This is a genomic window from Jiella sonneratiae (assembly GCF_017353515.1).
Classification (GTDB): domain Bacteria; phylum Pseudomonadota; class Alphaproteobacteria; order Rhizobiales; family Rhizobiaceae; genus Jiella; species Jiella sonneratiae.
The window spans coordinates 148596-175045 of record NZ_JAFMPY010000009.1 but is presented as its reverse complement, the minus strand read 5'-3'; the positions used below and the strand labels follow the sequence as shown (position 1 = coordinate 175045).

The following is a 26450-nucleotide window of genomic DNA, read 5'->3' as shown; positions in this document are numbered from 1 at the left end:
CGGGCCGGTGGGGACGGGCCTTGCGGATCGATGCGAAGGGCGACGGCGTGGGCTCGGCCATCAAGGCGGCCCGCGCCGCGCCGTGGCGAAGCCGCAGCCATCCGGCGCCGGGCAGGCACCCGCCGGAAGGCACCTTGAAGGAGACGGGGATCGATGGAAGCGGGGGATGGAGCGTCCCGGCAAGGCGGGCGTGTCGGCGCGGGCGGGGTCAAGGGCGGTCGCCCGAGCGAAGAAGCCATCCGCAACCGGCTGATCGACCGGCGCCGGTCGTTCGAAACGGCCGAGGCGGACCGCAAGGTGAGGAACCGGCTGCGCCAGCGCCTGCGACGCAGCGCAGCCCTCCCCTTCCTTCCGCGCGGCGGCGGCCCCGAGGGGGCGGTGCGGATCGGCGGGCGGATCGGCCGCGCGATGCGCGATCGACCGATCCTCGCCTTCTGCGCCACCGTCTCGCTGTCGGCGGCGATACTCGTCCCCCTGGCATTGTCCTCCTTTGAACCGCTGACGGGCGAGCGGCCGTTGCCGCCGACGATCCTCGGCGAGACCGGCGGACCGACGCTGCAAAAGTCCGCTCCCTCCGACGATCCGCAGCTCGCGGCGACGACCGGCGCCGAGGCGAAGCCGTCGATCTTCGAAGCCTTGGAAAAGGAAGAGGCATCGCTCGGCGGCAGGACCGGCTGGAAACCGGCCGCGCCTGCGGCTTCGCCCGGCTCCCAGCCGACCGCGGCCGGGGCAAATATCCTCGGAAGCACCACGCTGCGCCAGGCAGCCTCCGCCGGCCCCTTATTCGCCGGCGGGAGCAAGCCGGCAAACGCTGCCGCAGAGGTCGCGACCGGTCCGGACGCTGCGCCCGCCATCTCGAACGGCGCGCCGGCGATCGACCCGGTGGCGGCGGCGCTGGCGCTGCGCCTGCCGCCAGAGCCGGCGGAAGGGGGTGGTAGCGCCGCCACCCCCGATCCGCTGACGACCGGCGGCATCGCTCCGACGGCGGGCGACGCGGCCACCGCCGACACGATGCAGGCAGCCTCTGCGAACGCGGCGGCAACGGTGGACGCGGCCGGCACGGCGGGCAACTTCGTCGCCGTCTCGCCGTCGATCCTGATCGCCAGCGGCCGACCCGTTGCGGCAACCGGTGCCGCGACGGAGATCGGCGCAAACCCTGCGAGCGATCCGGCCGCAGATGCAGCCGGCGCAGAGCCGGCGGCGGAGGCAGGCGGCGGCAGCGACGAGGCCCCGCCCCGCTCCGACGACGCAGCGCCGGCGAACCGGGAGGCCGCCCTTTCGCCGGCGGCGAAGGGCTCCGCCACCGCTTCGGTGAACATGCGGGCCGAGCCGACCAATGACGGCAGGATCGTCGCGATCCTCGCCAAGGGCGATCCGGTGACCGTCGTTTCCTGCAAGGGCTGGTGCGAGGTCGAGACCGCGGCCGGCCAAAAGGGCTACGTCTACGAGAAGTTCATCGCCCGCGAGACGAAGGGCTGAAAGCCGGCGGCCCCGCTCTCGGCGGGGCCCGCAACCTTCCGATCACCGCCATGCCTCGGCGTGCTGGCCCTCGCGCTCGTCACCCGAGGCTTCCGCCTCGCTCGCACTGGCTCCACATCGCATTCAACACAAGGTGACGTTGGCGGCGAGGCCGCCGAGGGCCGTCTCCTTGTATTTCTCGCTCATGTCCTCGCCGGTCTGGCGCATCGTCTCGATCACCTGGTCGAGCGAGACGAAATGCGTCCCGTCGCCCTTCAGCGCCAGCCGGGCGGCGTTGATCGCCTTGACCGCGCCCATGGTGTTGCGCTCGATGCAGGGGATCTGGACGAGGCCGCCGATCGGATCGCAGGTCAGGCCGAGATTGTGTTCCATGGCGATCTCGGCGGCGTTCTCCACTTGCCGCGGCGTCCCGCCGAGAACCGCCGCGAGCCCGGCCGCCGCCATCGAGCAGGCGACGCCCACCTCCCCCTGGCAGCCCATCTCGGCCGCAGAGATCGAGGCGTTCTGTTTGTAGAGCGCGCCGATCGCCGCGGTCGTCGCGAGAAAGCGGATCGCCCCCTCGTCGGAAGAGCCGGGGACGAAGCGCTCGTAATAGGCGAGCACCGCCGGGATCACGCCTGCCGCGCCGTTGGTCGGGGCGGTGACGACGCGCCCGCCCGCGGCGTTCTCCTCGTTGACGGCGAGCGCGTAGAGATTGACCCAGTCGAGCGTCGTCAAAGGGTCGCGCAGGGCGCGTTCGGGCCGGTGCACGAGATCCTGATAGAGCGACTTCGCCCGGCGCTTCACCTTCAGGCCGCCCGGCAGGCAGCCGTCCATGCGGCATCCGCGCTCGATCGAGGCGATCATCGCGTCGCGGATCGACAGGATCCCGGCCCGCACCTCGGCGCGGCTGCGCCAGGTCTCCTCGTTGGCGAGAACGACGTCGGCGATGGAAAGCGCCTCGGTGTCGCAATGGACGAGCAGTTCGGCGGCGTCGGCGAATTCGTAAGGGGCGAGCGCGTTGCGTAGGACCGGGGTCTCATTGCCCGCCTCCTCCGCGGAGAGGACGAAGCCGCCGCCGACGGAATAATAGTCGGCCCGGTCGATCTCCGACCCGCTCTCGTCGAAGACGACGAAGCGCAGGCCGTTCGGATGGTGCGGCAACCGCTCGCGCTTGCGGAAGGACAGTTCTTCCTCGGCGCGGAACGGCATCGCCCGCACCCCGTCGAACTGCAAGACGCCGGTCTCGCGGATCGTCGCATAGTCGCGTTCCGCTTCGTCCGGATCGAGCTGGTCCGGCCGCATGCCCTGCAGCCCCAGCATGACGGCCTTGTCGGTGCCGTGGCCGATGCCGGTCAAAGCCAGCGAGCCGTAGAGCTCGGCGGAGACGCCCGCGACCCGTTGCTTCAGCCCGCGCGCCTCCAGCCGGTCGAGGAAACGGCGCGCCGCCCACATCGGCCCGACGGTATGGGACGACGACGGACCGATGCCGATCTTGAACAGGTCGAACAGGCTGATCGACATGATGGCGCCTCCCGCTGCATCCCGGCCCGTTGCAAGACGGGAACGCTCCTGAGAAGGGGAGCGTGAACCCGCCTCCGCGTCAAGCCTTCCGCCCGATACGCTGGCCGACCGTGTCGGCCACCCGGGCACCGCGCCTGCCGATCGGTTTCGGCGGCGGATCCGTCGTGTCGACCGCGGTCTGATGCTCCATCTCGGCGTTGATCTCGGCCCCGACGATGAAGATCAGCGAGGAGATCCAGACCCACATCATGAAGCCGACCACGGCGCCGAGCGAGCCGTACATCGCGTTGTAGTTGGCGAAGTTCTGGAGGTACCAGGAGAAGCCGATCGAGGCGAGCAGCCAGATGCTCGCGGTCAGCGTCGCGCCGAAGACCACCCAGCGCCAGCGGGCGCGCCGGCGGCTCGGCCCGTAGCGGTAGATGACGGCGATCGAAAACACCACGAGGAGATAGACCACCGGCCAGCGCAGCGCGGCGATGACGCCTTCCGAAAAGCTCCTCAGCCCGAAGATCGCCATCAGCACGGGGACGATGCCGATGGCGGTGAACAGCACGACGGCGAGGAAGATGCCGCCCAGCGTGAAGCCGAAGGCGACGAGGTTGAGCCGCAGGAAGCTGCGCTTCTCGCTCTCGCCATAGGCGACGTTCATCGCCTCGAACAGCGTCTTGATGCCGTTGTTGGCGCTCCACATGGCGAAGATGAAGCCGGTGACGAAGCCGAGCGAGAGCGAGGCGGAGTTCTGCTTCGTCAGGTTGGTCAGCTGGGCTTCGAGGAGATCGGTGCCGGCCTGCGGCAGGAAACGGCCGATGAAGGCGATGTGATCGCTGATCGTCGTCGGGTCGCTGACGAAGCCGTAGAAGGAGACGAAGACCGCGAAGGCCGGAAACAGGGCGAGGAGCAGATAGAAGGTCGCCCCGGCCGCGATCAGCATCACGCGGTCCTCGAAGAACGAGACGTAGAGCCGCGCGACGATGTCCTTCCAGCCCTTCCATGGGATTCTGGTCGGATAGTCGGCGTCCCGTCCGCGGCCCGGCTCGCTCGCCCGGTGCCGCATTTCCTCGCTGGTCTGGGCGGCGAACCGCGTCTCACTCACCTCTCAGCATCTCCGCCGGTGCGCCGCCGCCCGAAGCTGCCGGGCCCTGTTTTCAAAGCGGGTGTCGCGGGTCGTGGCGGTCGCCCTTCCGCATCGACACCCGAGACCGCTTCAATGCCGCAGACGCGCCATTCGTTCCCTGCCGGGGCGGAGGAGGACACGGTTTCGCCACATGGCTGCCATTCGCTCTGGACAACCGGCGAGCGGCCTCCTAAGAAGATCGAGGGATATTTTCCTCAAGCTCTTCGTGACGGATCCTCCGCCATGTTTTCGCATGACCGCATCTGGGCCGCAATCGACGCGCTGGCCGCCCGCAACAAGCTCTCCGCCTCGGGGCTTGCCCGCCGCGCCGGCCTCGACCCGACGACCTTCAACCGGTCGAAGCGCAGCGCCGGCGACGGGCGGCCGCGCTGGCCCTCGACGGAATCGATCGCCAAAGTGATCGAGGCGACCGGTTCGTCGATCGAGGAATTCACCACGCTGATGGCCGGGCGCGGCGCGGTCGACGCGGCGACGCAGGCGCGGCGCGCCTCCGTCGGCGTGCCGCTTCTCGGCTTTGCCCAGGCCGGCGGCGGCGGCTATTTCGACGATGCCGGCTATCCGGTCGGCCAGGGCTGGGACGAGATCCAGCTGCCGGCGCGGGCCGACGAGACGACCTATGCGCTGGAGGTCTCCGGCCAATCCATGCTGCCGCTCTACCGGGACGGCGACATCGTCATCGTCGCGCCCGGCGCCTCGGTGCGCCGCGGCGACCGGGTGGTGGTGCGTACCCGCGACGGCGAGGTGATGGCGAAGGTCCTGCAGCGGCAGACCGCCCGCACGGTCGAGCTCGCCTCGGTCAATCCCGACTATCCCGACCGGCACTTCCGCGTCGACGAGATCGAGTGGATGGCACGCATCCTCTGGGCCAGCCAGTGAACATTGCCTTCGACGTCGCGGCCGTGCGGCGCCACATCGCGACGGCCGCGGGTCTCGTCCTGCTCTTTGCCCTGGTGATCTGGCTTGCGCCCGACAGGGGCCCGGAGAGAACCGTCTTCGAGGCGGCGAACCGCCGTCCGGTGGCAGAGCCGGCCGGGGGCGCCGCTCCGCGAAGCGACGAGGAATCGGGCAAAAGGGCCGCCGAAGCCTCCCGCCCTGAGAAAGATCAAGCAGCGCCGGGCGTTGCCGGAAAGGCGCCGGCCGCCACCGGCGACGCGGCCGGCGAGCCGCTGGAGCGCCTGCCGCCGCGCCCGCCGCTTTCGGCGCCCGAACTGCGGGCGGACACCCCGAAACCGCAGCTTCTCGCGCGCCCGATCGCCCTCGACGGCGCGCGCATCGCCTATCGCCAGGGCGTCGTCACCCTGCCCGGGGTCGAGGCGTTGCCGCTCAACGCCCAGTGCGGCGCCGGAGCTGCCGCCTTTCCCTGCGGGGTGAAGGCGCGGACGGAGCTCCGCCGCTTCCTGCGCGGCCGGTCGATCGCCTGCGACGTGCCGGCGGATTTCGGGGTGAGGCGCAGCGATGCGGCGAGCGCCTGCACCGTCGCCGGCGAGGACATCGGCCGCTGGGTCGTCGAGAACGGCTGGGCGAAGGCGACGCCGGACGGTCCCTATGGCGAGGCCGAGGCGACGGCGAAACGGCAACGGCGCGGCATCTGGGAGACGGACACCCCGGCCGCGGCGACGCAGTGACGCGCGTTTCGGGCGGCGCGGCGGGCGGCGCGGAAAGGACGCGACGCAGGGTCCCGGAGCCTCGAGCGGATCGCGCGTCAGGTCGCGGCGGCAAGCCGGCCTTCGAGCGCCTGACGGATCAGCGAGCGGGTCTCGCCGATGCCGTAGAGCGCGACGAAGGAGCCGAAGCGCGGCCCCTTCTCCTGGCCGAGCAGGATCTCGTAGAGGGCCTGGAACCATCCGACCGAGACGCCGGGGCCGCCCTCCGGCCCCTTCTTCTTGTGGTCCTGGAAGCGTTCGATCGGCCGCGCGACGTCGAGCATCGCCGCCTGGATCGCCTCGCCGTCGGCGTCCTGCGGCAGTTCGGCGAGCTTTGCGTCGAGCGCCGCGAGCGCCTCGCGCTCCACCGCATCCGGGGCGCGGAAGCGCTTTGCCGGCTTCACGAAGTCGTCGTAGTAGCGGATGGCGTAGCCGACCAGCCGGTCGAGTTCGGGCGCCGACTGCGGCGTGACGCCCGGGGCGTAGCGGCTGATGAAGCCCCAGAGCGTCTCCTTGTTGGCGGCGTTCGAGGCCGAAACGAGGTTGAGCAGCATCGCGAAGGGCACGGCGATGCCTTGCTCCGGCGGCTGGCCGTCATGGATGTGCCAGACCGGATTCTGCAGCCGCTGCCGCACGTCCTGGCGCTGATAGGCGGAGACGAAGGCATAGTAGTCGTCGACGGCCTTGGGGATGACGTCGAAGTGCAGCTTCTTCGCCGCCCGCGGCTTCTGGAACATGTAGAGCGCCAGGCTCTCCGGCGAGGCGTAGGCGAGCCACTCGTCGATGGTGATGCCGTTGCCCTTGGACTTGGAGATCTTCTCGCCGTTCTGGTCGAGGAACAGCTCGTAGACGAAATGCTCGGGCGGGCGGCCGCCGAGGATTTCGCAGATCCGGTCGTAGATCGGGGCGTTGGTCTGGTGGTCCTTGCCGAACATCTCGAAATCGACGCCGAGCGCCGCCCAGCGCATGCCGAAATCCGGCTTCCACTGCAGCTTCACCCGGCCGCCGGTGACGGGGAGCGTCACGTCGGTCCCGTCCTCGTCGGCGAAGGTGACGGTGCCGGCTTCGGCGTCGACGGCCTTCATCGGCACGTAGAGCACCCGGCCGCTGGTCGGCGAGATTGGCAGGAACGGGCTGTAGGTCGCCTGCCGCTCCGGCCCGAGCGTCGGCAGCATGACGTCCATGATGTCCCGGTAGCGCTCCGCCGCCCTGAGCAGCACCGCGTCGAAGCGGCCGGCCCGGTAGTAGTCCGTCGCGCTGGCGAATTCGTAGTCGAAGCCGAAGGCGTCGAGAAACCGCCGCAGCATGGCGTTGTTGTGTTCGCCGAAGCTCTGGTAGTCGCCGCCGAACGGGTTCGGCACGGCGGTCAGCGGCATGTGCAGATAGGGCTCGAGGAAGGCGCGGTCCGGGACGTTGTCGGGCACCTTGCGCATGCCGTCCATGTCGTCGGAGAAGCAGAGAAGCCGCGTCGGCACCTTGTCGTCGGTCAGGATCCGGAAGGCGTGGCGCACCATCGACGTGCGGGCGACCTCGCCGAAGGTGCCGATATGCGGCAGGCCGGAGGGGCCGTAGCCGGTCTCGAACAGCACCTCCGCCGGCATGCCGGACGCCTCGTAGCGCTTCAGGATCTTGCGGGCCTCCTCGAAGGGCCAGGCGTTCGAGGCGAGCGCCTCCTCGCGCATCGGATCGGCTTCGGGGAAAGGTGTCGGCATGGATGCTTCCGGGACGAGGGAGACGGTGCCGCAACGCGGCGGGAAAGCCGGCGGCTCGTGGGACATGCTCTAGAAAGAAGCCGGCCGAAGGTCAACAAAACCGGCCGGGCGGAGCCGTGGCGGGGCGCCGCGGCGCGTCCGCCGATCCTTGTGGGCGCGCCGCTTCCTCCCTAGCTTTGGCAAAAACCGAGACGGAGAGTAGCAGAGAATGGCCGAGCTCACGGCGCAGGACGCCCTCATTCACCTGATGATCGCCGCCGCGGCGGCGGACGGGCAGATCAGCGGCATCGAGCAGCGGGAATTCACCGTGCTTCTCTCGACGCTGCCCGCCTTCGACGGCTTCGAGCGAAGCCGGCTGCCCGCCATCGCCGGAGACTGCGCCGAACTTCTCGACCGGGAGGACGGCATCGACCTGATTATCGACGCAGCGCTCGCCGCCCTGCCGAAGGCGCTCCACGAGACCGCCTACGCCCTCGCCGTCGAGGTCACGGCGGCCGACGTCAGTGCCTCGGAGCCGGAGCTCAGGCTTCTGGAAATGCTGCGCGACGCCTTCGAACTCGACCGGCTGACGGCCGGCGCCATCGAGCATTCGGCAAGGGTCCGCTATCGCCGGATCGACCGCTGATCAGAAGGCGCTGATCGGAAAATAGCGCAGCATCAGCTCGCTCATCCGTCCCTTGCCGACGAGCTGGGCGACGGCATAGTCGACGGCGTCTGCGAGGGCCGTGTCGTTGGGCGGTACCGCGACCGAAAGGCCCTCGCCGAGAAAGCGGTCGGAAAGGAACGGGCCGCCGGCGAAGCTGCAGCAATGGTTCGCCGCGTCGCTCTCCAGCCAGAAGGACAGGCTCACGCCGTCGCCGAAATAGGCGTCGATCTTGCCGTCGCGCACGGCCGCCAGCGCCTGCTCCCGATCCGGATAGGTCTGCACCTTCGCCCCGGGAAAGAACGCCTGGAGCATCGCGGCATGGGCGCTGCCGTCCGCGACGCCGACCACCTTGTCCGCCAGGTGCTCGGCGATCGGGGCCTCGATCTGATGCGCCTTGCGCGTGACGAAGCGGGCCGGATAGCGGAAATAGGGCTGGCTGAAGGCGAATTCCCGCCGCGTCGTCGCGCTCATGGCGAGACCCGCGATGACCGCCTCGCCGTCGCCGCGCTTCAGCGCCGGAACCAGTTCGGCAAACGGCACCGCCTCGATCTGGCACTTGGCGATGACGCCGAGCTCCTCGCAGATCGCCCGGGCGAGATCGACGTTGAAGCCGGTCAGCCGGCCCCGATCGTCGAGGAAATTGAAGGGCGGGTAGTCGGTCGAGGTGAGGAAGCGGATGCGCTGCCGGTCGGAAAGGTCCGGCTTGGCAATCCGCTGATGCTGGTCGACGAAGTTCGGGGTTGCAACCTCCTCTTCGCCGGAGCCGGCGGCGCACGCCACCGCGGCAGAGCCAAGCACAAGATATATCGAAAGAATCAACCGCAGCAAGAAATCTTCACGCCTTGATTGGTTTACGCGACGGTCGAAGGGCAACACGATCATCCGACGATTGAACTTTGGCAATCTGCACCCGGTAGACGAGGATCTTCGCCCTTGCGGACGCACCGCGACTCCGCTGCTCCGCCCGGGGCGCAGATCTATCCGAGGCGGGACGATGCCGGCAAGCCCGTTACGGCGCGCGCCGGATCGGGCCGCTCCAGCTCTCGGCCGACCACGGGGCAACCGGCGGCCGCCGGGCCGGAGGACGAACTCCTCGTCGCCTTCGGCGGCCGGACGGAGCTTTGGCCTGCCCCGGACGGGCCCTTCAGCGCGCGCCAGCTGCGCGTCCTCGACATTCTCGGCATCGCCTATGGCGATGCGCTGGAAGCGGTCCGGGCGGCGCAGCGCCACGGCAGCGACGTCGTTGCCGAACTCGTCGCCGCGGGCCGCACCGACGAGCGGCGCTTTGCCGAGATCGCCGCGATCGAACTCGACCTTCGCCTCGACGCGATCGCGGCGGAGGATCGGATCCTCAATGCCTCTACCCTCCTCGCCCTGCCGCCGCCCCGCCTTGTGCGTGTCTGCAACGACCGGCTGGACGCGCGTCTCTTCGTCTGCCCCACCCTGGAGGGGCTGGACGGACTTGCCGCCTATCTCGAGCGCCTGCCGTCGATGCGCGCGATGCTGAGAATCGCGACGCCCTCATGCCTCGCCGAAGCGCTCGACCGACAGACCATGGCCGAACGCCTGCGCGATGCCCGGCTCAGCCTCTCGGCCGAGACCCCGGGCCGCTCCGCCCGCACCACGCTCGCCGCCGGCCAGGCGGCGCTCGGCGTCGCCGCGGCGGCCCTGGCGAGCCTCGGTCTCGCCGCGATGCCGCATGCCTCGCTCGAACTGCTTCATGCTGCGGCGTCGACCTTCTTCGGTACCTGCCTCGCCTTCCGGCTGCCGGCGGCTTTCACACAGAAGTACGGACCGGCAGCCCTCGCCGACCTGCCGGCGCCGGGCGTCCTCGAAAAAGGCTGGCAGGGCGTGCCGGTCTACAGCGTCCTCGTCGCGCTTCACGACGAGGCCGAGATGATGCCGCAGCTCGTCGCCGCGCTCGAGCGGCTCGACTGGCCGAAGACCCGGCTCGACATCAAGCTCGTCTGCGAGGCCGACGATGCCGCGACGATCACCGCCGCGGCGCTGGCGACCCGCGGCAAGCCGCATTTTTCCATCGTCCGCGTCCCGCCGAGCGCGCCGCGGACCAAGCCCAAGGCGCTCAACCACGCGCTTCCCCTCGCCCATGGCGAATTCCTGGTGCTCTACGACGCCGAGGACGAGCCGGATCCCGGGCAGTTGCGCGAAGCCTATCTGCGCTTTCGCACCGGACCGCACGACCTCGCCTGCCTGCAGGCCCCGCTGGTCGTCACCAACGGGGCGGCGCACTGGCTGGCCGCCCTCTTCGCGCTGGAATATGCCGCGCTGTTCGGCCGGCTGCTGCCCTGGCTCGCCGGCAGAGGCCTGCCGATGCCGCTCGGCGGCACTTCGAACCATTTCGTGCGCAGCCGCCTCGTCGCAGCCGGCGGCTGGGATTCCCACAACGTCACCGAGGATGCCGACCTCGGCATCCGCCTCCACCGTGCCGGCTACCGGGTCGCGACGATCACCCGCCCGACCTTCGAGCACGCGCCGGAGCGCTGGACCGTCTGGCATCGCCAGCGAACGCGCTGGATGAAAGGCTGGTTCGTGACCTATCTCCTCCACATGCGCCGGCCGCTGGCGCTGCGGCGCGATCTCGGCGGCTGGACGATGGCGGCGTTCCAGCTCCTGTTCCTCGGCATGCTCCTGTCTTCGATCGCCCATCCGCTGCTTCTCGGCTGCATCGGGCTCGAAGCCGCGGCGCTCGCCACCGGGGCGCTGTCGCTCGCCGACATCGGCCCGATCGAGATCCTCGACATGATCAACGTCGTCCTCGCCTACGGCCTCTTCGCCGCTCTGTCGGCGCGCGGCTGGCATTCTGCCGCGCAGCGGCCAAAGAGGCGGATCTACCTTCTCCTGCCGGCCTACTGGGTGCTGCTCGCCCTCGCCTCGGCCCGCGCGCTGCTGCAACTGCTCGTCGATCCGCACAAATGGGAAAAGACTCCCCACGGCCGCGCCGCCGCCCGGGCTGCGCCGGGGGACGCCGGCCACCCTCCCGGCCCCGCCGCCCTCCGGCCGCCGGCGGGGCCGGCGCCGCTTCCCGACGCCGTGGCCGAGCGCCTCACTGCCCGGCTTGAGGGCGCATTTGCAGCCGGTCCATGGCCTGTTTCAGAACCGCGGCGATCCGCTCGCGCTCGCGTTCGCTGACCTGTCCGAAGTCGAGGAAGATCCGCGCGCCTTCCGAATATTCGTTGATGACGTCGCTGGTCTCGGCCTCGGCCTCGTCGATCAGGCCCTCGACGACGTATGGCACGACCTGCCGGCTGATCCCCTTCAGCGAGATCGGCTCGATCGGCCGTGCCCGCACGATGTCGGTCACCAGCGCGTAGGTCTCGTAGCTGAGCACGATGCCGCCCGGCTCGGCGGTCTGTTCGAGCCGCGCGGCAAGGTTCGCCTCGGCACCGATGATCGTGTAGTCCATGCGGTCTTCGCTGCCGAAATTGCCGACGTTGCAGTAGCCGGTGTTGATTCCCATGCGGGTCTGGAAGGGCTTTTCGATGCCGCGGCGGCGCCAGGCGTCGTTCAGCTCATGCATGCGCCGCTGCATGGCGATCGCCATCCGGACGCAGGCCTGCGCATCCTCCTTCACGCCCTTCGTTTCGGGATCGCCGAAAAAGGCGAGGATCGCGTCGCCGATGAACTTGTCGACGGTGGCACCGTGCTCGTGGGCGATCCGCGCCATCTCGGTGAAGTATTCGTTGAGGAGCCGGGTCAGCTCCTCCGGCTGCAGCCGCTCCGAGGTGACGGTGAAGTCCTTGATGTCGGAGAAGAACACGGTGAGCTTCTTGCGCTCCGTGGAGATCACCACGTCCCGCTCGCCGGAAAAGATGCTGCGATAGACCTGGGGCGAGAGGTATTTCGAGATCTTCAGCGAGACCGCCGCGAGGAAGGAGTTAGCTTCCTCGAGCTCGCGGTTCATGCGCCGGAACACCCGCGCCTGACGCCACTGCACGGAGGCGAAGGCGACGCCGAAGATGCCGGCCCCGGCGAAATAGGTCAGCAGATACTTGAAGGAGAAGATGTTGGCGGCGATCGGCTGCGAGATCTCCACCTCCTGGATGCCGCGCACGTCGCCGACCTTCCAGTCGCGCTTCGGGCTTTCGGGGTGGGTGTTGTGGCAGGCGACGCATGCCTCGCCCATGAGGACGGGCGAGGCGAGACGGATCTGCCGGTCGAAGAACGAGCCGGTCAGCGCCGCGATCACCGGCTTGCCGGTCCCCTCGCGGCGGAACGTCCGCAGCGCGTCGCGCTCGAAGGCGTCCAGTTCGTGCGGCGGACGCGACCGGAAGACGAAGTCGGAGACGAACCGGTAATGCATGTTCTCGCCGCGCCCGCCGATCACCTGGCCGAGTTCGAGCGAAAGCGTCGCCGGGATCGGGATACCGCCGGGAACGTCGAGATAATTGTGGACCGGCACGGCCTTGCCGCCGGCGGCGTTCACCCGCCCGACGACGTTCTTGGCGTAGTAGCCGCGAATGTCGGATATCATCGCGTCGAGGCTCTGCGCCTGCTCGCGCAAGGCGACGTCCGACAGATGCCGGAGATCGAGCCAGACCGCGACCGGCAACAGCGCCAGCGCCGCGGCGACCACCAGCGCGAAGACGATCGGCCGCGCCATCAAGGCGGTGAACAAGGTGGACATCGTGCCCTCGATCCACGACGGGACTGAGGGCGCAAACTATCGCATTGCTGACGCTGGGTCACCCCGGCCGCAACGGCGCGGGACATCACATTCTGCGGCGAGGGAGGACGCCGAGCCGCGACGGCAGCTCAAGTGGTCCGCCGTCGCTTTCATGCTCGATCGGACGCCGAACCGTGTGTCGAAACGGCGTCCGTTACCTCTCTGCCCGTCAGTGGGCCACGTCCCGCACGGCCGAGCCGGTCGCATCGACGGTATTGCCGACGTCGCGCCCGACGCCGCGGACGGTGTTGGCGCAAGCCGAGAGCATCAGGGCACCCGCGAGGGCTGCGAGAACGAAGGAACTGCGCCTGGACATCGAACAAAACTCCACAATCGGCACGGGATGGCCGGTGAACGTCCGCCACGCAGCGAAGTTCCCTCGGGCGCCGAGGCCGGCGCCGGTTCCTTCCTTGCTGCGCCGCAATATGTAGCGTCGGAGATCGACCGGCCGCGACGAGGAACCGCTCCGCACGGCCCGGCAAGACGATCGGAGGGTTTCCCGACATGCAGCCAACTCACGGCACCGACCGGCGGATCTCGAACGACGCCGCCCTCACCAGGGAAAGCGAACTGCTGGTGCTGGTCTTCCAGGGCGGCGGCGCGCTCGGCTCCTACCAGGGCGGGGTGTTCGAGGCGATGGAGCGGCGCGGGGCGCGGCCGGACTGGGTTTCCGGGATCTCGATCGGCGCGATCAACGCGGCGCTCGTCGCCGGCAACCCGCCTGGCAAACGGGCGTCGGCGGTGCGCAGGTTCTGGGAGGAGGTCTCGTCCGCCATCACCTTCGGACCGCCGCTTCCGGGCCTCTTCCTGCAGACGGCGTTCAACGAGGCGAGCGCCGCCTCGACGGCGCTCTACGGCGTTCCCGGCTTCTTCAAGCCGCGGTTCCCGCCGACCTATCTGGTGCCGGACGGCAACCCCGCCGACATCGGCTACTACGACACGCGGCCGCTGCGCGCCACGCTGGAGCGGCTGGTCGACTTCGACCTCCTGAACGACGGCGAGACCCGGGTGAGCCTCGGCGCGGTGAACGTCGCGACCGGCAACTTCCGCTATTTCGACACGGCCGAGACGCGGATCGGGCCCGAGCACGTGATGGCGAGCGGCGCGCTGCCGCCGGGCTTTCCGCCCGTCGAGATCGAGGGCGAATGGTACTGGGACGGCGGTCTCGTCTCGAACACGCCGCTGCAATACGTCCTCGAACGCGACCACCGTGACGACATGTGCATCTTCCAGGTCGATCTCTTCGCCGCCCGCGGGCCGTTGCCGCGGACGATCTTCGACGTCGCGGAGCGGGAAAAGGACATCCGCTTCTCCAGCCGCACGCGTTTCAACACCGACGTGATGAAGGAACAGCGCAAGCTGAAGCGCGCCCTGCACCGGCTGCTCGACAAGCTGCCGGCCGAACTCGCCGCCGATCCGGACGTCGAACTCCTCTCCGCGGCGACGAACGACGCTTCGGTGACGATCGTCCACCTCATCAACCGCCGCAAGGCGGCGAGCCGCGACTCCAAGGACTACGAGTTCTCCCGCCGCTCGGTCGACGAGCGGTGGCGCGACGGCTTCGGCGATGCCGAGCAGACGCTGGACGATCCGCGCTTCGTGCATCGGCGGATGCCGCCCCACACGGTCGCCGTGCTCGACCTCACCGGCGACTGATTGGCGCGGGCGCGCAACATCGATCCGCATTGCGTCTTGCCGTCGCCCCGGAAACCTCGACTTAAGCCGGGAATGGGCATAGTGAGCCCATGCGCCGGTCGATGATCCGCCTGCCGTCTCGCAGCGGCACCATCGCGGCCGGCACCGTTCGAGCCTCGTTCCCGGCAGCTATCGAAGTGTCATACGACAGAGTCCCGTCCGTGCCCCCTGGTGGTTTTTCCAGCCTGCGTCATGCCCTCCGGCGGCGAGGAGCCAAGCGTCAGAAGCGGATTTCCGCGATCCTTCGCACCTTCAGCCACCGTCGCCGCGAAGAGCCGACGATCAACGAACTCTCGCAGGCCTTCGACACCCGCGCCTTCGGCGCCTTCTTCATCCTGTTCGGCGGGCTCAACCTCATCCCGCTGCCGCCGCCGGCCTCGTTCTTCATCGGCCTGCCGCTGATGTTCTTCACCTTCCAGCTGGCGATCGGCCGGCCGCGCCTCTGGCTGCCGGATTTCGTCGGCACGAAGCGCCTGAGCCCCGAACGCATCGCCCAGGTGATGGACAAGATCGGACCGATGCTGCGCAAGATCGAGCGGCTGGCCCGGCACCGCTACTGGCTGGAGCCGGAGCGCCTGCTGCTTCTGATCCTCGGTTGGTACTCCTTCATCATGGCGACGATCGTCGCGATCCCGTTTCCGCTGACCAATCTCATCCCGGGCATCTCGGTCGCCCTCGTCGGCGTCTCGATCAGCACGCGGGACGGGCTCTGGCTCGCCGCAGCCCTGATCACCGGCCTGATCGGCCTGATCGTCCTCGGCGCTTTCTACGGCGCGGCGGCCTTCGCCATCTTCCAGTTCTTCTGAGCGGCCGGACGGGCAGCCTCCCGCGCAACTTTCTTTCGAAGGCACGCGCGACTTTCCCCGGCTTCACGCGTTCTGCCGAAAACCCGTGAGGCTTGATCCATGCGCCGTGCGATGCCCTTTCCTCCCAAAATGACCGTCGACGCGCCGAAGAGCGCCGCCGAACTCGTCACCCTGGCGACGCTCTCTCCCCTGGTCATCGGCAGCCGGCTCGGGCAGTTCTGGTTCGCACTGGCGACCGTCCCGACGGCGAAGGACAAGTCCGAAGCGACGCGGATGGTCACCGAGAAGCTCGCCGCAACCGCCGAGGCCACGGTGGCGATGCAGACGGCCTTCGCGCGGGCCGCCGGCGACGCCTTCCTCGCGGCGCTGAGCGGACGCGGCCCGGCCAACGCGATGGACGCGATCATGGCGGCAGGCCTGCGGCCCTATTCCCGGCGCGTGAAGGCCAACCAGCGCCGGCTGTCGAAATGATCCGCCCGGTCGCCGGTTCGTTCAGCGCGGACGCGCGCTGACGAAAGCATTTTTCGAGCATCGCGGGGGCCTGCTCAGCATTCTTGCAATCATGGTGCGGCGGCGCGACCGATGGCTGGCTGACGATCGTCGCGGCGTCCCAATTCCGGCAAGTCGATCGCCCGGTGAATCGCCGGCATCGATGTCATCGTCTGTCGCCGCCGGATATCCGGACATGACGGATGCGCGACGCCACCCATTCTTAACCCTTTCTGCACTTTGCCGGCCTCGATCGGCATTTTCGCGCTGCCCGACGGAAAAGTTGGCCGCGCGTTAAGGTCGAATGACGAATGCTATTCCTCCGAGAATCGGTCTGGCGGAGGATCACGACATGGCGCACTCACCGTCCCGACTGTCCCATCGCATCGATCGCTGGGTCGGCGCCCTTCGTCGCCTTGCCGGCGACAGCGCCGGCAATTTCGGCATGATGACGGGGCTGGCGGCGATCCCGCTGATCCTGGCGCTCGGCGGCGGCGTCGACGTCGCCAACACCTGGCGCCACAAGGCGGAGGCGCAGTCCGCCGCGGATGCCGCGGTCGTTGCCGCCGCGAAATATGTCGGGACCGATGCCACCGAGCGCGAGCGGCTGGCGGACATGTATTTCCTCGCTAATGTCGGCGACGACATCGACGCCGACGTCTCCGGCGAAAACCTCTCGATCGAGAACGGCGAGTACAAGTACACCATCGACTTTTCCGTCGACACGCCCTTCCTCAGCCTGATGCACGTCGCCTCGCTCGACGTCGGCGTCGAGGCGGTGTCCGCCCGCGCCAACATCCCGCTCGACATCGTCCTCGTGCTCGATTCCTCCGGCTCGATGAAGGACGACAGCCGGATGGTCCAGCTGAAGGCCGCGGTCAAGCTGTTCCTCGAGCAGTTCAACGGCGCCGAGTCCGGCGACGCCAAGGTCCAGGCGGCGCTGATCCCCTTCGACACGCAGGTCAAGCTCGACGCCACGACGATGGGCACCTACACGGCGACGGCGTCGAACCCCTATGCGACGACGAACTGCTCGACGATCACCGATCTCACCGACCGGGCGGCCTGCGTCGCGGCGCAGTCGGTGAGCGATCCGGTCGTGAACTGCAGCGCGCTGAATGCCAGCGCCAACGACTGGGACCGCTATTTCTGCTCCCCGACCCGCGACGGCTTCAAGGTCGGCACGACAGACGTCCTGACCGGCTGCTACATCATCTTCTGCACGTCCTATTCCTACAGCGCCTACAAGTCCGGCAGCCTGTTCGTGATCGAGCGCCGGAATGCCTCGATTTCCTGCGGCCACCATGGCTGTTCGACGACGGTCTACGGCAGCACCACCCGCATCTATTCGGCGACGATCACGACCACCACGTCGTCGCCGGTGGCCACCAAGAACAACGACACGGAAACCGCCAACAACGACCTGATCCTGACCAGTTCGCAGGTCTGGTCGGGCTGCGTGATCGACCGGACGCAGCCCTACGACGTCCAGGACGACGCGCCGCAGTCGGCCATCGCCGACACGCTCTATCCGAAGGCCAACTGCGCGACGAGCACGCTCCTCGCGGTCTATCCGCTGACCACCGACCTCGCCACGCTGAAGACCAAGGTCGATGCGATGCAGCCCTCCGGCAACACCAACATCACCATCGGCGTGCAGTGGGGCATGGAAGCCTTCACCCCCACCTACCCGCTCGCAGGAGCCAACACCGACAGCCGGACGCAGAAGGTGATGATCGTGCTCACCGACGGCAACAACACCCAAAACCGCTGGTATGGCGGCAGCCAGGCGTCGCTGATCGACGCACGCACCGCCGCCGCCTGCGCCAACGCCAAGAAGAAGGACATCGAGCTCTTCACCATCCGGCTGATGGGCGGCAACGAGACGCTGCTGAAGGCCTGCGCCACGGACGAGGAACACTATTTCCCGGTCACGGTGGCGAGCGAACTGACCAAGACCTTCAGCGACATCGCCGAACGCGTTCTGAGGATCCGCATCGTCAGCTGAGCCCGAGCCAGGGCCGGACGAACAGCGGCCGAACGAGCGGCCGGCGGGAGCGCCCGCCTCGGCGAAGCCGGCGGCGTTGCGGCCAGGGCGTTGCCGGATCGACGAAAATTCGTCACCCTCCGGTCGTGCAATGCCGACGAAATGACGCGATTTCGTTCGACGATGGCTTTCGATGGACACTGTTGACGAATCGGGGACGGGGCTCGGCACCGTCATGGTCGGCGCCGCCGCGGATCAGCCGCGGCGCACGATCGTGTTCCTGCTCGTGCCGAATTTCTCGATGATCGCGTTTGCCAATGCGGTCGAGCCGCTGCGGATCGCCAACCGCATCGTCGGGCGCGAGACCTATCGCTGGCGCCTCGCCTCCCCCGACGGCGGAAGCGTCGAGGCCTCGAACGGCGTCGCCTGCTCGGTCTCCGCGAGCGTCGAGGAGGAGCGGCGCCTGCTCGTCTCGAACGGCCGGCCCTCGATGATCTTCGCCTGCTCCGGCATCGCGGTCGAGGAGTTCGGCGACCGGCAGGTCTTCTCCTATCTGCGGGAGGCGCACCAGCGCGGCGTCTCGGTCGGCGGCCTTTGCACCGGCGCCTGGCTGCTCGCCCGGGCCGGCCTCCTGTCCGGGCGAAAATGCGCCATCCACTGGGAGAATCTCGCGGGCTTCGCCGAAGCCTTTCCGCTGGCGGAGGTCTATGCCGACCTCTTCGAAATCGACCACAATCTCTACACCTGCGCCGGGGGGACGGCCGCTCTCGACATGATGCTGACGCTGATCCGTGAGGATCTCGGCGACGGGGTGGTGAACAGGGTCTGCGAACAGGCGATCACCGACCGGGTGCGGGCGCCGCACGACCGCCAGCGGGTGCCGCTGACGGCGCGCCTCGGCGTCCAGCATGCCAAAGTGGTGCGGGCGATCGAGATCATGGAGTCCAATCTCGCCGACCCGCTCTCGCTCGCCGAGATCGCCGACCATGTCGGCCTGTCGCGGCGTCAGGTGGAGCGGCTGTTCGAACGGGAGATGGGGCTTTCGCCGGCCCGCTACTATCTCGAGATGCGGCTCGACCGGGCCCGCCATCTCCTGCGCCAGTCGCAGCTGCCGATCGTCGAGATCGCGATCGCCTGCGGCTTCGTCTCCGCGTCGCATTTCGCCAAGTGCTACCGCGAACTCTACGACCGCACGCCGCAGCAGGAGCGCGCCGGGCGGCTGAAGAAGGCCGTCTCCGCCGCCTGATGCACCCGGCCCGGCCGAACCGCCGCCGTTCCGCCGGCAGCAGGCCGACGAGCGAAGCCGGCGCAGCGGCTCAAAAACCCTGACGTCCGGCACTGCGAGAAATCGCGCCCAGCGCCGTCGCGCAACCCGGCGCCTATCGGCTGTCGTCCATCCAGCGCTGCTGGCGCTCCATCCACATGTTCTCGCCGACGAGGCAGTCGGCCGGAGGCACGTCCTGCACCTTCACGACGGCGCCACCGCCGCCGCCGCGCCCGACCGGCCAGCCGCCGGCGAGTTCCAGGATCAGCTTGCGCCGCACCGCTTCGGGAAACTGCGACCAGTCGTTCACCGGGATCACGAAGGCGCCGGGGCCGCCGATGACGCAGTCGGAATAATAGCGGTCGAGATGGGCGATCGACCCCCAGGAAAAGCCCATGTCGGAGGTCATCAGCGGCAGGCCGTTGATGGTGATGCCCTTGGCGACCGCCTCGTCGCGGGCGACCGTGACCATCCGGCCCTGGTTGTTCGGCCCGTCACCGGAAATGTCGATGACCCGGCGCAGACCGTCGAAGCCGTTGCCCGCAAACATCGGCGCGATGCGGTCGATGGCGGCCGAGATCGACGTCCGGCGCTCGCGGTCGGGGAGTTCGGTGGCGAGCTTGTAGGCGAAGGAATCGGCCGCCGCCTTGGAATCGATCAGCGTCCAGGGAACGACGATCGTCTGCGACGCGACGCCGGCCCATTCGACATAGGTGACCGCCACGCGGCCGTGGACGCCGTCGAGGATCGCCTCCTGCACCTTGGGATCGCGGAAGGCCGCGGCATAGCCGTCGCGCTGGATCTCCTGCTCGCCCTGATCCATCGACCAGGAGACGTCGACCGCCAGGACGAGCTCGACGTCGACCGGCTCGCCGTCCGACGGCGCCCGGCTGCCGGCGCCGAAATCCGACAGGCCGCGGTCGAGCGCCGCGGCCGGAAGCGGCGAAAGCACCATTGCGAAGGAAAGACCGATGGCCAGCAGCGCCGGGCCGATCGCCGACACCGGCCCCATCGCGACCTTCCCGGACGCGATCTCCGGTCGCCCCTGCCGGCCGCAGGCTGCCGCGCCGGCCGGGCCGCAGCCCGATCGCCCGCCGTCACGCCCCGCCAGGTTGCGCCGCCGCTTGTGCATCGCAATACGCTACGCCGACGCACCGGCGGCGCAATTCACAAAGCCGTCACAGGCCGCCCGTGTCGCTCGCGCCCGCCGCAAGGCACGGGGCCCGCACGGGATTTGACCGGCAATCCTCAGCCTTTCTTAATGCCGCTGCGGCATGATGCGGCCGGAAATCGCAACGCGGGACCGTTCATCGTGACGCTCACCTCGACGGCAAGACAATCCCATCCTCTCGGATCCCTCGCGGCCCTCGCCTCGCCGCCGCTGATCCTTTGCGTCATCGCGGCGATCCTCGTCTTCCTCCTGGTCCTCCCCCTCACCGTGCCGATCGGCGCGATGTACTGGGACCTGTTCATCTACTTCGACGCCGCCAACCGCATCTTCACCGGCCAGGTGCCGGGGGTGGACTTCTTCACCCCGGTCGGCCCGCTCGGCTACTGGCTCTTCGCCTTCGTCGAGCGGCTGTTCCCGCACGGCCAGCCGCTGCTCGTCGCGCAGTGGTCGCTGTTCCTCGTCACCGGGCCGCTGATCGGCCTCGTCGCGGCCGAGGTCGACCGGCGCTCGCGCGGACTGGCGCTGGCCCTGCTGCTGCCGTTTCTCGTCTTCCAGCTGCTGCCGTTCAACGTCACCGAATATTATTCCTTCCCGAGCGTCGACGGCTTCGGCATCTACAACCGGCAGATCACCGAGATCCTCTACGTCCTCGCCGCGGGTCTCCTCTTCGTCCGCTCCTGGCGGGTCATGCTCGCCGTCGTCGCCGGCACGATGCTCGCGCTGTTCCTCACCAAGGTCACCGGCTTCATCGGCGGCGGCCTGCTCTGTGCCGTGGCGCTGCTCGCGCGGCGGATCGACCTTCGCCTCGCGGCCGCGACGGCGGCGATCTTCCTCGCCGTGCTCGCGGTGCTCGAAGTCTCGCTCGGCATCGTCTCGGCCTATGTCGGCGACATCGCCGCGCTGCTCGCGATGAACGAGGACAGCCTCCTGCCGCGCTTCCTGCAGGCGGCCTCGATCCATTTCCGCGTCTTCGGCCCGCTGGCGCTGCTCATGCTGACGCTCGCCGTCCTCGACGGCCGGAGCCTTCTCGGCGCGGCGACCGCCCTGCTGCGCTCTCCAAGCAGGGAGAGGCTCGCCGGCCTCGTCGACCGACCGATCGTCTGGCTGGGCGCATCGATCTTCGCCGCGCTGTTCGTCGAGACCCAGAACACCGGCGGCCAGGGCTTCATCTTCGTCTGGCCGGCCCTGCTCTTCGTCTGGACCGGGCGCGGCGCGCTGTCCGGCCGGCGGCTCGCAGTCCTTGCGATCCTCATCGCCGCCAGCTCTCTGCCCTATCTCGCCGAGGTCACCTCGCGGGCGGCCCGCGCCTTCGTCGGCCAGATTCACTATCAGCAACTCGCCAACGAGCATCTCGGGCCGCTCGGCCAGGTGTCGCAGCGCTCCGAGATCATCCACCATGCCGAGGTGATGAAGGCCATCTACGCCGCCCACCCCGCCACCTACGAGGCGATCGCCGATGCCGGCGAGCTGCCGGACTTCACGCTCTACACCGCGCCGGACTTCCAGCTCACCTGGCTGATGACGGTGGACGAGGCGGTCGGGGCGATCAAGGCCTTCGAGGCGGCCCACGGCGTGCACTTCGACACCATCATGAACCTGAACTTCACCAACCCCTTCCCCTTCCTCCTCGGCCGGCAGGCGCCGCACGGCATCGCCATCGGCGCCGACCCCTATCGCGCCGTCCCCGACCCCGACGGCGCGGTGCTTTCGGCGGTCCGGGCGACCGATCTCGTCCTCTATCCCCGCTGTCCGGTGACGGGAGCGAACCGCAAGCTGCGCGACCTCTACGAAACGGCGCTGCAGGAGAAGGCGAAGATCGCGCTGACGCCCTGCTGGGACGCCTATGTCTCCCCCGCCGTCGCAGCCATGGCGGAACCGGCCAGGAGCGAGTCGGGCACGAAAGTCGCCGGGATGCCGCAGCGGCAGTGACCGCCGGCACCGGCCCCTGACCGAAGGGTCTTTTCCCGGACGCGGTTTTTCGCCAAGATTTCGGCGAAGGAGGGCCGGGACGTCTCGGCTTTCCACTGTCGGTTCTTCGATCGACCCCCAGCCGGACCCGAACACGATGCAGCTGCGCACCGCCCTCGCCGCCCTTCTCGTCCTCATTCCCGTCGCCGCACCGGCGCAGCCTGCCGCAACGGCGGCCGGCGACGCCACCGCCGGCAAGGCCGGAACCGCCCTCGGCGCCGCCGCCCTGACCGCCGCCCTCAAGGACTATCTCGGCCCCCTGCCCTTCGAGAACGGCCTCGTGAGCATCGAGCCGGACCCGGCCGGCTACCGCATCGTCTTCGGCGGCAAGAACGGCCTGTCGACCGGCCTGCCGCAGGCCGGCAACATCGACTTCGATCTCAGCCCCTATGCGATGATCGTCAGCCAGCAGGACGACGGCAACTGGAAGGTGACCTCCGACGGGGCGGTCGCCATGTCCTACGATCTCGTCGTCAACGGCCAGAAGACCCACACCGACTATGCCATCAACGGCGTGCGGATGGAGGGCGTCTACGCGCCGGCGATCCGCGGCTTCCTGACGGGCACCGGCACGATCGACGAGATCGTCGTGACGCAGACCCAGCCGAACGGGTCGGTCTCGGCCCGGGTCGGGCCGCAGACCTTCGAGACGAAATCACTGGTCAGGCCGAACGGCAACGTCGACTACACGCTGACCCAGAAGGCGAACGGCCTGACCGAGACGCTGCGGATGCCGCTCGATCCGGCCAAGCCGGACGAACTCCTCGACATGACGATCACCGCCGGCTCCTATGGCGTCACCTCGGATGCGACGGACTTCAGGTCCCGGCAGATCGCCGATCTCCTCGCCTTCCTGCTGCGTCGCTCGGCCGACGGAAGCCTGCGGGCGGCCGAGAGCGACATGAAGCACATGATCGGCGAGGCGATGCCGCTCTGGGCGAGCATCAGCGGCGACACCAGCCTCGACGGTCTCTCGGTGAAGACCCCCTTCGGCAAGGTCGAGATCGGCAGCTTCGCCGTCGCGGTCTCCGGCGACGGGATCGTCACCGACGGCACCTACCGCTACCACGTCGCCGCCGGCGGCATGGTCGTCGACTTCCCGCAGATCCCCGAATGGGCGAAGCCGTTGATCCCGGCCGATGCGGCCTTCGACGTCGTCGGGGCGAAGGTCGATCTCGAGACCCCGGCGCGCATCCTCGTCTCGCGCCTCGATCTCTCGGCGGAAAAGCCGATCTCCGACGAGGTCGGCCAGGAGATCGCCGCGACCTTCGAGAAGCACCGGCCGGAACTCCGCTTCGAGAACGTCAAGCTCGCCGCCCGCGACTACGAGCTGACGGTCGACGGGCAGATGACCTTCGAAGGCGACAAGCCGCAGACGCGCTTCGACATCGTCGCGACCGGCCTCGACAAGACGCTGAAGGCGCTTCAGGACGCCGGCGCGAAGGACCAGCAGGCGCTGCAGGGCTTCGCCTTCGGCTCGATGGCCAAGGGCTTCGGCAAGCAGCTGCCGGACGGCCGGACGCAATGGCTGATCGAGACGGCGGCCGACGGTTCGGTGAAGATCAACGGCGTGACGATCAAGGGGCCCGATGCCGCCGCAGAGCCTCCGACGGGGGCTGCCCCCGGCTCGACCCCCGGCTCGACCCCCGGCGAAGGAGCAGGCGGAGCGGGCGGCCAGCCGCTCTGACGCTCCGACGCTCAGCCCGGCAGGGCGGAAGCGCCGATGCTGGCGACGACGCAGAGGGCGAGCGTCGAAAGGACGCCCCAGCGGAGCACGAAGACCGCCGCCGCCGCCAGCCCGAACAGGGCGAGGGCGAGCGGCTCAAGGCTCGAAGGCACCGGCACGGCGAGCGACAGGCCGGCCCAGTGAACCGTCCCGATCTTCGAGAACAGGACGTGTAGGGCGAACCAGACCGCGAGGTTGAGGATGACCCCGACGACGGCGGCCGTGATCGCCGAGAGCGCCGCCGAAAGCGCCCGGTTTCCGCGCAGGGCCTCGACATGGGGCGCGCCGGCGAAGATCCACAGGAAGCACGGCGCGAAGGTCACCCATGTCGTGAGGCAGGCCCCGAGCGCCCCCGCCAAATAAGGATCGAGGCTGCCCGGCGCACGGAAGGCGGCAAGGTAGCCGACGAACTGGGTCACCATGATCAAGGGGCCGGGTGTCGTCTCGGCGAGGCCGAGCCCGTCGAGCATTTCGCCCGGGCGGAGCCAGCCATGGGTGCCGACCGCCTCCTGCGCGACATAGGCGAGGACGGCGTAGGCACCGCCGAAGGTGACGACCGCCATCTTGGAGAAGAACACCGCGATCTCGGCATAGACGTTGCCCCGGCCGAAGAAAAGCAGCAGCCCGGCCACCGGCAGCAGCCAGGCGAGGAGGCAGGCGCCTGCGGCAAACAGGGCGGACCGTCCCTCCCGCGGCGCCGATCGCCAAGGCGGAGCGCCGGAAGCTTCTGCGGGCGTCGCGACGGTGCCGTTCGGCTCGCGTGATGCCGCATCCCTCCGGCCGGCATCGCCGCCCTTGCTGCCGCCGAAGGCCGGACCGCCGATCCACCGGCTGGCGAAGCCGAGAAGGCCGGCCGAGGCGACGATCAGCGGAAACGGCACGCCGAAGACGGAGATCGCCGTGAAGGCGAGCGCCGCGATGCCGACCATCCAGCGATTCTTCAATGCCCGGCCGCCGATGCGGCTCACCGCCTGGAGGACGATGGCGAGAACCGCCGCCTTCAGCCCCAGAAGCGCCGCCGCGACGAGGCCGACCTCGCCATAGGCGGCATAGACGATGCTGAGCGCCATGATCGCCAGGAATCCCGGCAGGACGAAGAGCAGCCCCGCCACGAGGCCGCCGGCGACGCGGTGGAGCAGCCAGCCGCAATAGGTCGCGAGCTGCTGGGCCTCGGGGCCCGGCAGCAGCATGCAGAAATTCAGGGCATGCAGGAAGCGGTCCTCGTCGATCCAGCGCTTTTCCTCGACGAGGATGCGATGCATCACCGCGATCTGGCCGGCCGGACCGCCGAAGGAGAGACAGGCGATGCGCGCGAAGGTCCGCGTCGCCTCGCCGAACGGGACGACAGGGGCGATGGAGACGCCGGCTTTTGCTGCGTCCGTTACGCGCTGCATGGAGCGGCACCTCGGGCGTCGGGAAGGACGAATGCGGGCCGGCGCCCCGACGAAGCAGGGCCGGCCGCAAGAGGCGGCGGCATTGTCGGAAGCCGTGTCGAGACGGCGTCGATGCGGCAGTCGGCATCCTTCATCAGGCGATGGACGCACCCGTCGGTGTCAACCGTGTGACGCGGTCGCCGCGCTTTCATCTCCCACCCCGCTCGTGCCTCGCATCACTGCCCGCCCCGAGGATCGGGGACACTGAGCTTCACGCTTCAAGGATCGTCCCGGCTCGGCGAGAGCGGGATGGAAGAGCGCCGGTCGCCATCCTCCTCATTCTTCCCATGGGCGCGTGGTCTCTCCAAAAACCGGTTCCCACTTTCATGGATCATGCTCTACCAGCAAAGCCATGACGGATGGTTTTCTCGCAGCCGCTGCGATGTTCTGGTCGGCCTTTCTCGCCGCCACCTTCCTGCCGGGCGGCTCGGAGGTGGTGCTCGCGGCGGGCCTGATCGAGAAATCTGCCGATCCCTGGCTGCTGATCGGCCTTGCGACGGTCGGCAACACCCTGGGCTCGCTCGTCAACTGGGCCTGCGGGCGCTTCCTCATGGCCTGGCAGGACCGGCGTTGGTTTCCCGTGAAGCGAGACGAGATCGAGCATTTCACGGCATTCTTCAGGCGCTGGGGCGTCTGGACACTGCTCTTCGCCTTCGTGCCGGTGGCCGGCGACGCGCTGACGCTCGTCGCCGGCATCGCGCGGGTCGATGCCGCGCTCTTCATGCTCCTCGTCGGTCTGGGAAAGCTCGGCCGCTATCTCGTCGTCGCGGCCGGCGTGCTGAGCTGGCCGTGGATCTGACGGCAGTTTCCCGCTCTTCCCGAAAGCACGTGCCGCGTCAGTCCGGCTTCTTCAGTTCCGATTCCGACTTCAGCACCTCGCTGCCGTCCTCCTGCTCGATCAGATAGGCCGAGTTGTCCTCGCTGGCATTGCGGGTGATCTCGCTGCCGCCGATCTTGCGGGTGACCTTCTCGGTGAAACGGTCCTTGACCTTGCCCTCGCCTTCGCCGTTGCCCCAGGACCAGGCGACATTCTGACCCTTGCGGAATTTCGTCATCGTCGCAACCTCTTCTTGCCGATGCGGTTTGCGGCGAAAAGCCCGCCCCGCACC

Annotated in this window: 23 protein-coding genes; 13 read left to right on the top strand and 10 right to left on the bottom strand. The window is 68.8% G+C overall.

The window, feature by feature from the left end; all coding sequences use genetic code 11:
* Positions 1-153: 153 nt before the first annotated feature.
* Positions 154-1479 (top strand): SH3 domain-containing protein, encoded by a 1326-nt coding sequence (locus J1C47_RS11140; RefSeq protein WP_207350835.1) that lies wholly within the window; start codon positions 154-156, stop codon positions 1477-1479.
* A 123-nt stretch (positions 1480-1602) separates the two neighbouring features.
* Here J1C47_RS11140 and J1C47_RS11135 read toward each other — a convergent pair whose 3' ends face one another.
* Together J1C47_RS11135 and J1C47_RS11130 are read right to left on the bottom strand one after the other, a co-directional pair.
* Entirely contained in the window at positions 1603-2982 is a 1380-nt protein-coding gene (locus tag J1C47_RS11135; RefSeq protein WP_207350834.1) for an L-serine ammonia-lyase, read from the bottom strand.
* Positions 2983-3061: 79 nt separating this feature from the next.
* Positions 3062-4075: a YihY/virulence factor BrkB family protein gene (locus J1C47_RS11130; RefSeq protein WP_342591966.1), complete on the bottom strand. Its 1014-nt coding sequence runs from the start codon at positions 4073-4075 to the stop codon at positions 3062-3064.
* A gap of 264 nt (positions 4076-4339) precedes the next feature.
* On the opposite strand from J1C47_RS11130, the gene J1C47_RS11125 reads away from it, so the two are divergent.
* Both J1C47_RS11125 and J1C47_RS11120 read left to right on the top strand, forming a co-directional pair.
* Complete coding sequence (locus J1C47_RS11125; protein ID WP_207350833.1) at positions 4340-4993, top strand: S24 family peptidase; 654 nt, start codon at positions 4340-4342, stop codon at positions 4991-4993.
* Complete coding sequence (locus J1C47_RS11120) at positions 4990-5742, top strand: thermonuclease family protein (RefSeq protein WP_207350832.1); 753 nt, start codon at positions 4990-4992, stop codon at positions 5740-5742. Before J1C47_RS11125 ends, J1C47_RS11120 begins: the two co-directional genes overlap by 4 nt.
* Positions 5743-5819: 77 nt before the next feature.
* On the opposite strand, the gene J1C47_RS11115 is transcribed toward J1C47_RS11120, so the two are convergent.
* Entirely contained in the window at positions 5820-7472 is a 1653-nt protein-coding gene (locus J1C47_RS11115; protein ID WP_207350831.1) for a lysine--tRNA ligase, read from the bottom strand.
* A gap of 208 nt (positions 7473-7680) precedes the next feature.
* On the opposite strand from J1C47_RS11115, the gene J1C47_RS11110 reads away from it, so the two are divergent.
* A complete protein-coding gene (locus J1C47_RS11110; RefSeq protein WP_207350830.1) occupies positions 7681-8097 on the top strand; it encodes a tellurite resistance TerB family protein in 417 nt (138 codons plus the stop codon).
* On the opposite strand, the gene J1C47_RS11105 is transcribed toward J1C47_RS11110, so the two are convergent.
* Positions 8098-8916 carry a transporter substrate-binding domain-containing protein gene (locus tag J1C47_RS11105; protein ID WP_342591965.1) on the bottom strand — a complete coding sequence of 273 codons (819 nt, stop codon included), beginning with the start codon at positions 8914-8916 and terminating at the stop codon, positions 8098-8100. It abuts the gene before it with no gap.
* A 135-nt stretch (positions 8917-9051) separates the two neighbouring features.
* Between J1C47_RS11105 and J1C47_RS11100 the strand changes: the two genes are divergently transcribed.
* Positions 9052-11268, top strand: a complete 2217-nt coding sequence (locus J1C47_RS11100) for a glycosyltransferase family 2 protein (RefSeq protein WP_207350828.1) — start codon at positions 9052-9054, stop codon at positions 11266-11268.
* Here the strand turns inward: J1C47_RS11100 and J1C47_RS11095 are convergent.
* A complete protein-coding gene (locus J1C47_RS11095) occupies positions 11183-12763 on the bottom strand; it encodes an adenylate/guanylate cyclase domain-containing protein (protein ID WP_207350827.1) in 1581 nt (526 codons plus the stop codon). The genes J1C47_RS11100 and J1C47_RS11095 overlap by 86 nt on opposite strands.
* A 208-nt stretch (positions 12764-12971) precedes the next feature.
* Positions 12972-13118, bottom strand: a complete 147-nt coding sequence (locus J1C47_RS11090) for an entericidin domain-containing protein (RefSeq protein WP_207350826.1) — start codon at positions 13116-13118, stop codon at positions 12972-12974.
* A gap of 188 nt (positions 13119-13306) precedes the next feature.
* Between J1C47_RS11090 and J1C47_RS11085 the strand changes: the two genes are divergently transcribed.
* The 3 genes from J1C47_RS11085 to J1C47_RS11075 all read left to right on the top strand — a co-directional run bounded on the left by J1C47_RS11085 (position 13307) and on the right by J1C47_RS11075 (position 15774).
* A complete protein-coding gene (locus J1C47_RS11085) occupies positions 13307-14458 on the top strand; it encodes a patatin-like phospholipase family protein (RefSeq protein WP_207350825.1) in 1152 nt (383 codons plus the stop codon).
* Positions 14459-14658: 200 nt separating this feature from the next.
* Positions 14659-15303: an exopolysaccharide biosynthesis protein gene (locus J1C47_RS11080; RefSeq protein WP_207350824.1), complete on the top strand. Its 645-nt coding sequence runs from the start codon at positions 14659-14661 to the stop codon at positions 15301-15303.
* Positions 15304-15402: 99 nt separating this feature from the next.
* On the top strand, positions 15403-15774 hold the full coding sequence (locus tag J1C47_RS11075) for a hypothetical protein (protein WP_207350823.1): 372 nt from the start codon (positions 15403-15405) through the stop codon (positions 15772-15774).
* Positions 15775-15863: 89 nt separating this feature from the next.
* On the opposite strand, the gene J1C47_RS11070 is transcribed toward J1C47_RS11075, so the two are convergent.
* A complete protein-coding gene (locus J1C47_RS11070) occupies positions 15864-16052 on the bottom strand; it encodes a hypothetical protein (protein ID WP_207350822.1) in 189 nt (62 codons plus the stop codon).
* A gap of 92 nt (positions 16053-16144) precedes the next feature.
* Here J1C47_RS11070 and J1C47_RS11065 point away from each other — a divergent pair, with 92 nt between their 5' ends.
* Positions 16145-17800 carry a vWA domain-containing protein gene (locus J1C47_RS11065; protein ID WP_207350821.1) on the top strand — a complete coding sequence of 552 codons (1656 nt, stop codon included), beginning with the start codon at positions 16145-16147 and terminating at the stop codon, positions 17798-17800.
* A 214-nt stretch (positions 17801-18014) separates the two neighbouring features.
* Positions 18015-19025, top strand: a complete 1011-nt coding sequence (locus J1C47_RS11060; RefSeq protein WP_207350869.1) for a GlxA family transcriptional regulator — start codon at positions 18015-18017, stop codon at positions 19023-19025.
* Positions 19026-19158: 133 nt separating this feature from the next.
* Here the strand turns inward: J1C47_RS11060 and J1C47_RS11055 are convergent, their stop codons facing one another.
* Complete coding sequence (locus tag J1C47_RS11055) at positions 19159-20055, bottom strand: DUF1194 domain-containing protein (protein WP_245396491.1); 897 nt, start codon at positions 20053-20055, stop codon at positions 19159-19161.
* A gap of 300 nt (positions 20056-20355) precedes the next feature.
* On the opposite strand from J1C47_RS11055, the gene J1C47_RS11050 reads away from it, so the two are divergent.
* Together J1C47_RS11050 and J1C47_RS11045 are read left to right on the top strand one after the other, a co-directional pair.
* A complete protein-coding gene (locus tag J1C47_RS11050; protein WP_207350820.1) occupies positions 20356-22143 on the top strand; it encodes a hypothetical protein in 1788 nt (595 codons plus the stop codon).
* Between the two features lie 136 nt (positions 22144-22279).
* Positions 22280-23869 (top strand): hypothetical protein, encoded by a 1590-nt coding sequence (locus J1C47_RS11045; RefSeq protein WP_207350819.1) that lies wholly within the window; start codon positions 22280-22282, stop codon positions 23867-23869.
* A gap of 11 nt (positions 23870-23880) precedes the next feature.
* On the opposite strand, the gene chrA is transcribed toward J1C47_RS11045, so the two are convergent.
* On the bottom strand, positions 23881-25302 hold the full coding sequence (chrA, locus tag J1C47_RS11040; RefSeq protein ID WP_207350818.1) for a chromate efflux transporter: 1422 nt from the start codon (positions 25300-25302) through the stop codon (positions 23881-23883).
* Between the two features lie 391 nt (positions 25303-25693).
* On the opposite strand from chrA, the gene J1C47_RS11035 reads away from it, so the two are divergent.
* The gene (locus J1C47_RS11035) at positions 25694-26140 is read left to right on the top strand and encodes a YqaA family protein (RefSeq protein WP_207350817.1); all 447 of its coding nucleotides are present in this window, start codon (positions 25694-25696) and stop codon (positions 26138-26140) included.
* 37 nt (positions 26141-26177) lie between these two features.
* On the opposite strand, the gene J1C47_RS11030 is transcribed toward J1C47_RS11035, so the two are convergent.
* On the bottom strand, positions 26178-26396 hold the full coding sequence (locus J1C47_RS11030; RefSeq protein ID WP_207350816.1) for a hypervirulence associated TUDOR domain-containing protein: 219 nt from the start codon (positions 26394-26396) through the stop codon (positions 26178-26180).
* Positions 26397-26450 lie beyond the last annotated feature (54 nt).

Coding starts and splice junctions, on each gene's coding strand:
- J1C47_RS11065 (WP_207350821.1), top strand. CDS start 16,145: ATGGCGCACTCACCGTCCCGACTGTCCCATCGCATCGATCGCTGGGTC.
- J1C47_RS11030 (WP_207350816.1), bottom strand. CDS start 26,396: ATGACGAAATTCCGCAAGGGTCAGAATGTCGCCTGGTCCTGGGGCAAC.
- J1C47_RS11085 (WP_207350825.1), top strand. CDS start 13,307: ATGCAGCCAACTCACGGCACCGACCGGCGGATCTCGAACGACGCCGCC.
- J1C47_RS11060 (WP_207350869.1), top strand. CDS start 18,015: ATGGTCGGCGCCGCCGCGGATCAGCCGCGGCGCACGATCGTGTTCCTG.
- J1C47_RS11135 (WP_207350834.1), bottom strand. CDS start 2,982: ATGTCGATCAGCCTGTTCGACCTGTTCAAGATCGGCATCGGTCCGTCG.
- J1C47_RS11140 (WP_207350835.1), top strand. CDS start 154: ATGGAAGCGGGGGATGGAGCGTCCCGGCAAGGCGGGCGTGTCGGCGCG.
- J1C47_RS11090 (WP_207350826.1), bottom strand. CDS start 13,118: ATGTCCAGGCGCAGTTCCTTCGTTCTCGCAGCCCTCGCGGGTGCCCTG.
- J1C47_RS11110 (WP_207350830.1), top strand. CDS start 7,681: ATGGCCGAGCTCACGGCGCAGGACGCCCTCATTCACCTGATGATCGCC.
- J1C47_RS11055 (WP_245396491.1), bottom strand. CDS start 20,055: ATGGGGCCGGTGTCGGCGATCGGCCCGGCGCTGCTGGCCATCGGTCTT.
- J1C47_RS11075 (WP_207350823.1), top strand. CDS start 15,403: ATGCGCCGTGCGATGCCCTTTCCTCCCAAAATGACCGTCGACGCGCCG.
- J1C47_RS11125 (WP_207350833.1), top strand. CDS start 4,340: ATGTTTTCGCATGACCGCATCTGGGCCGCAATCGACGCGCTGGCCGCC.
- chrA (WP_207350818.1), bottom strand. CDS start 25,302: ATGCAGCGCGTAACGGACGCAGCAAAAGCCGGCGTCTCCATCGCCCCT.
- J1C47_RS11045 (WP_207350819.1), top strand. CDS start 22,280: ATGCAGCTGCGCACCGCCCTCGCCGCCCTTCTCGTCCTCATTCCCGTC.
- J1C47_RS11095 (WP_207350827.1), bottom strand. CDS start 12,763: ATGTCCACCTTGTTCACCGCCTTGATGGCGCGGCCGATCGTCTTCGCG.
- J1C47_RS11070 (WP_207350822.1), bottom strand. CDS start 16,052: ATGCCGATCGAGGCCGGCAAAGTGCAGAAAGGGTTAAGAATGGGTGGC.
- J1C47_RS11035 (WP_207350817.1), top strand. CDS start 25,694: ATGACGGATGGTTTTCTCGCAGCCGCTGCGATGTTCTGGTCGGCCTTT.
- J1C47_RS11115 (WP_207350831.1), bottom strand. CDS start 7,472: ATGCCGACACCTTTCCCCGAAGCCGATCCGATGCGCGAGGAGGCGCTC.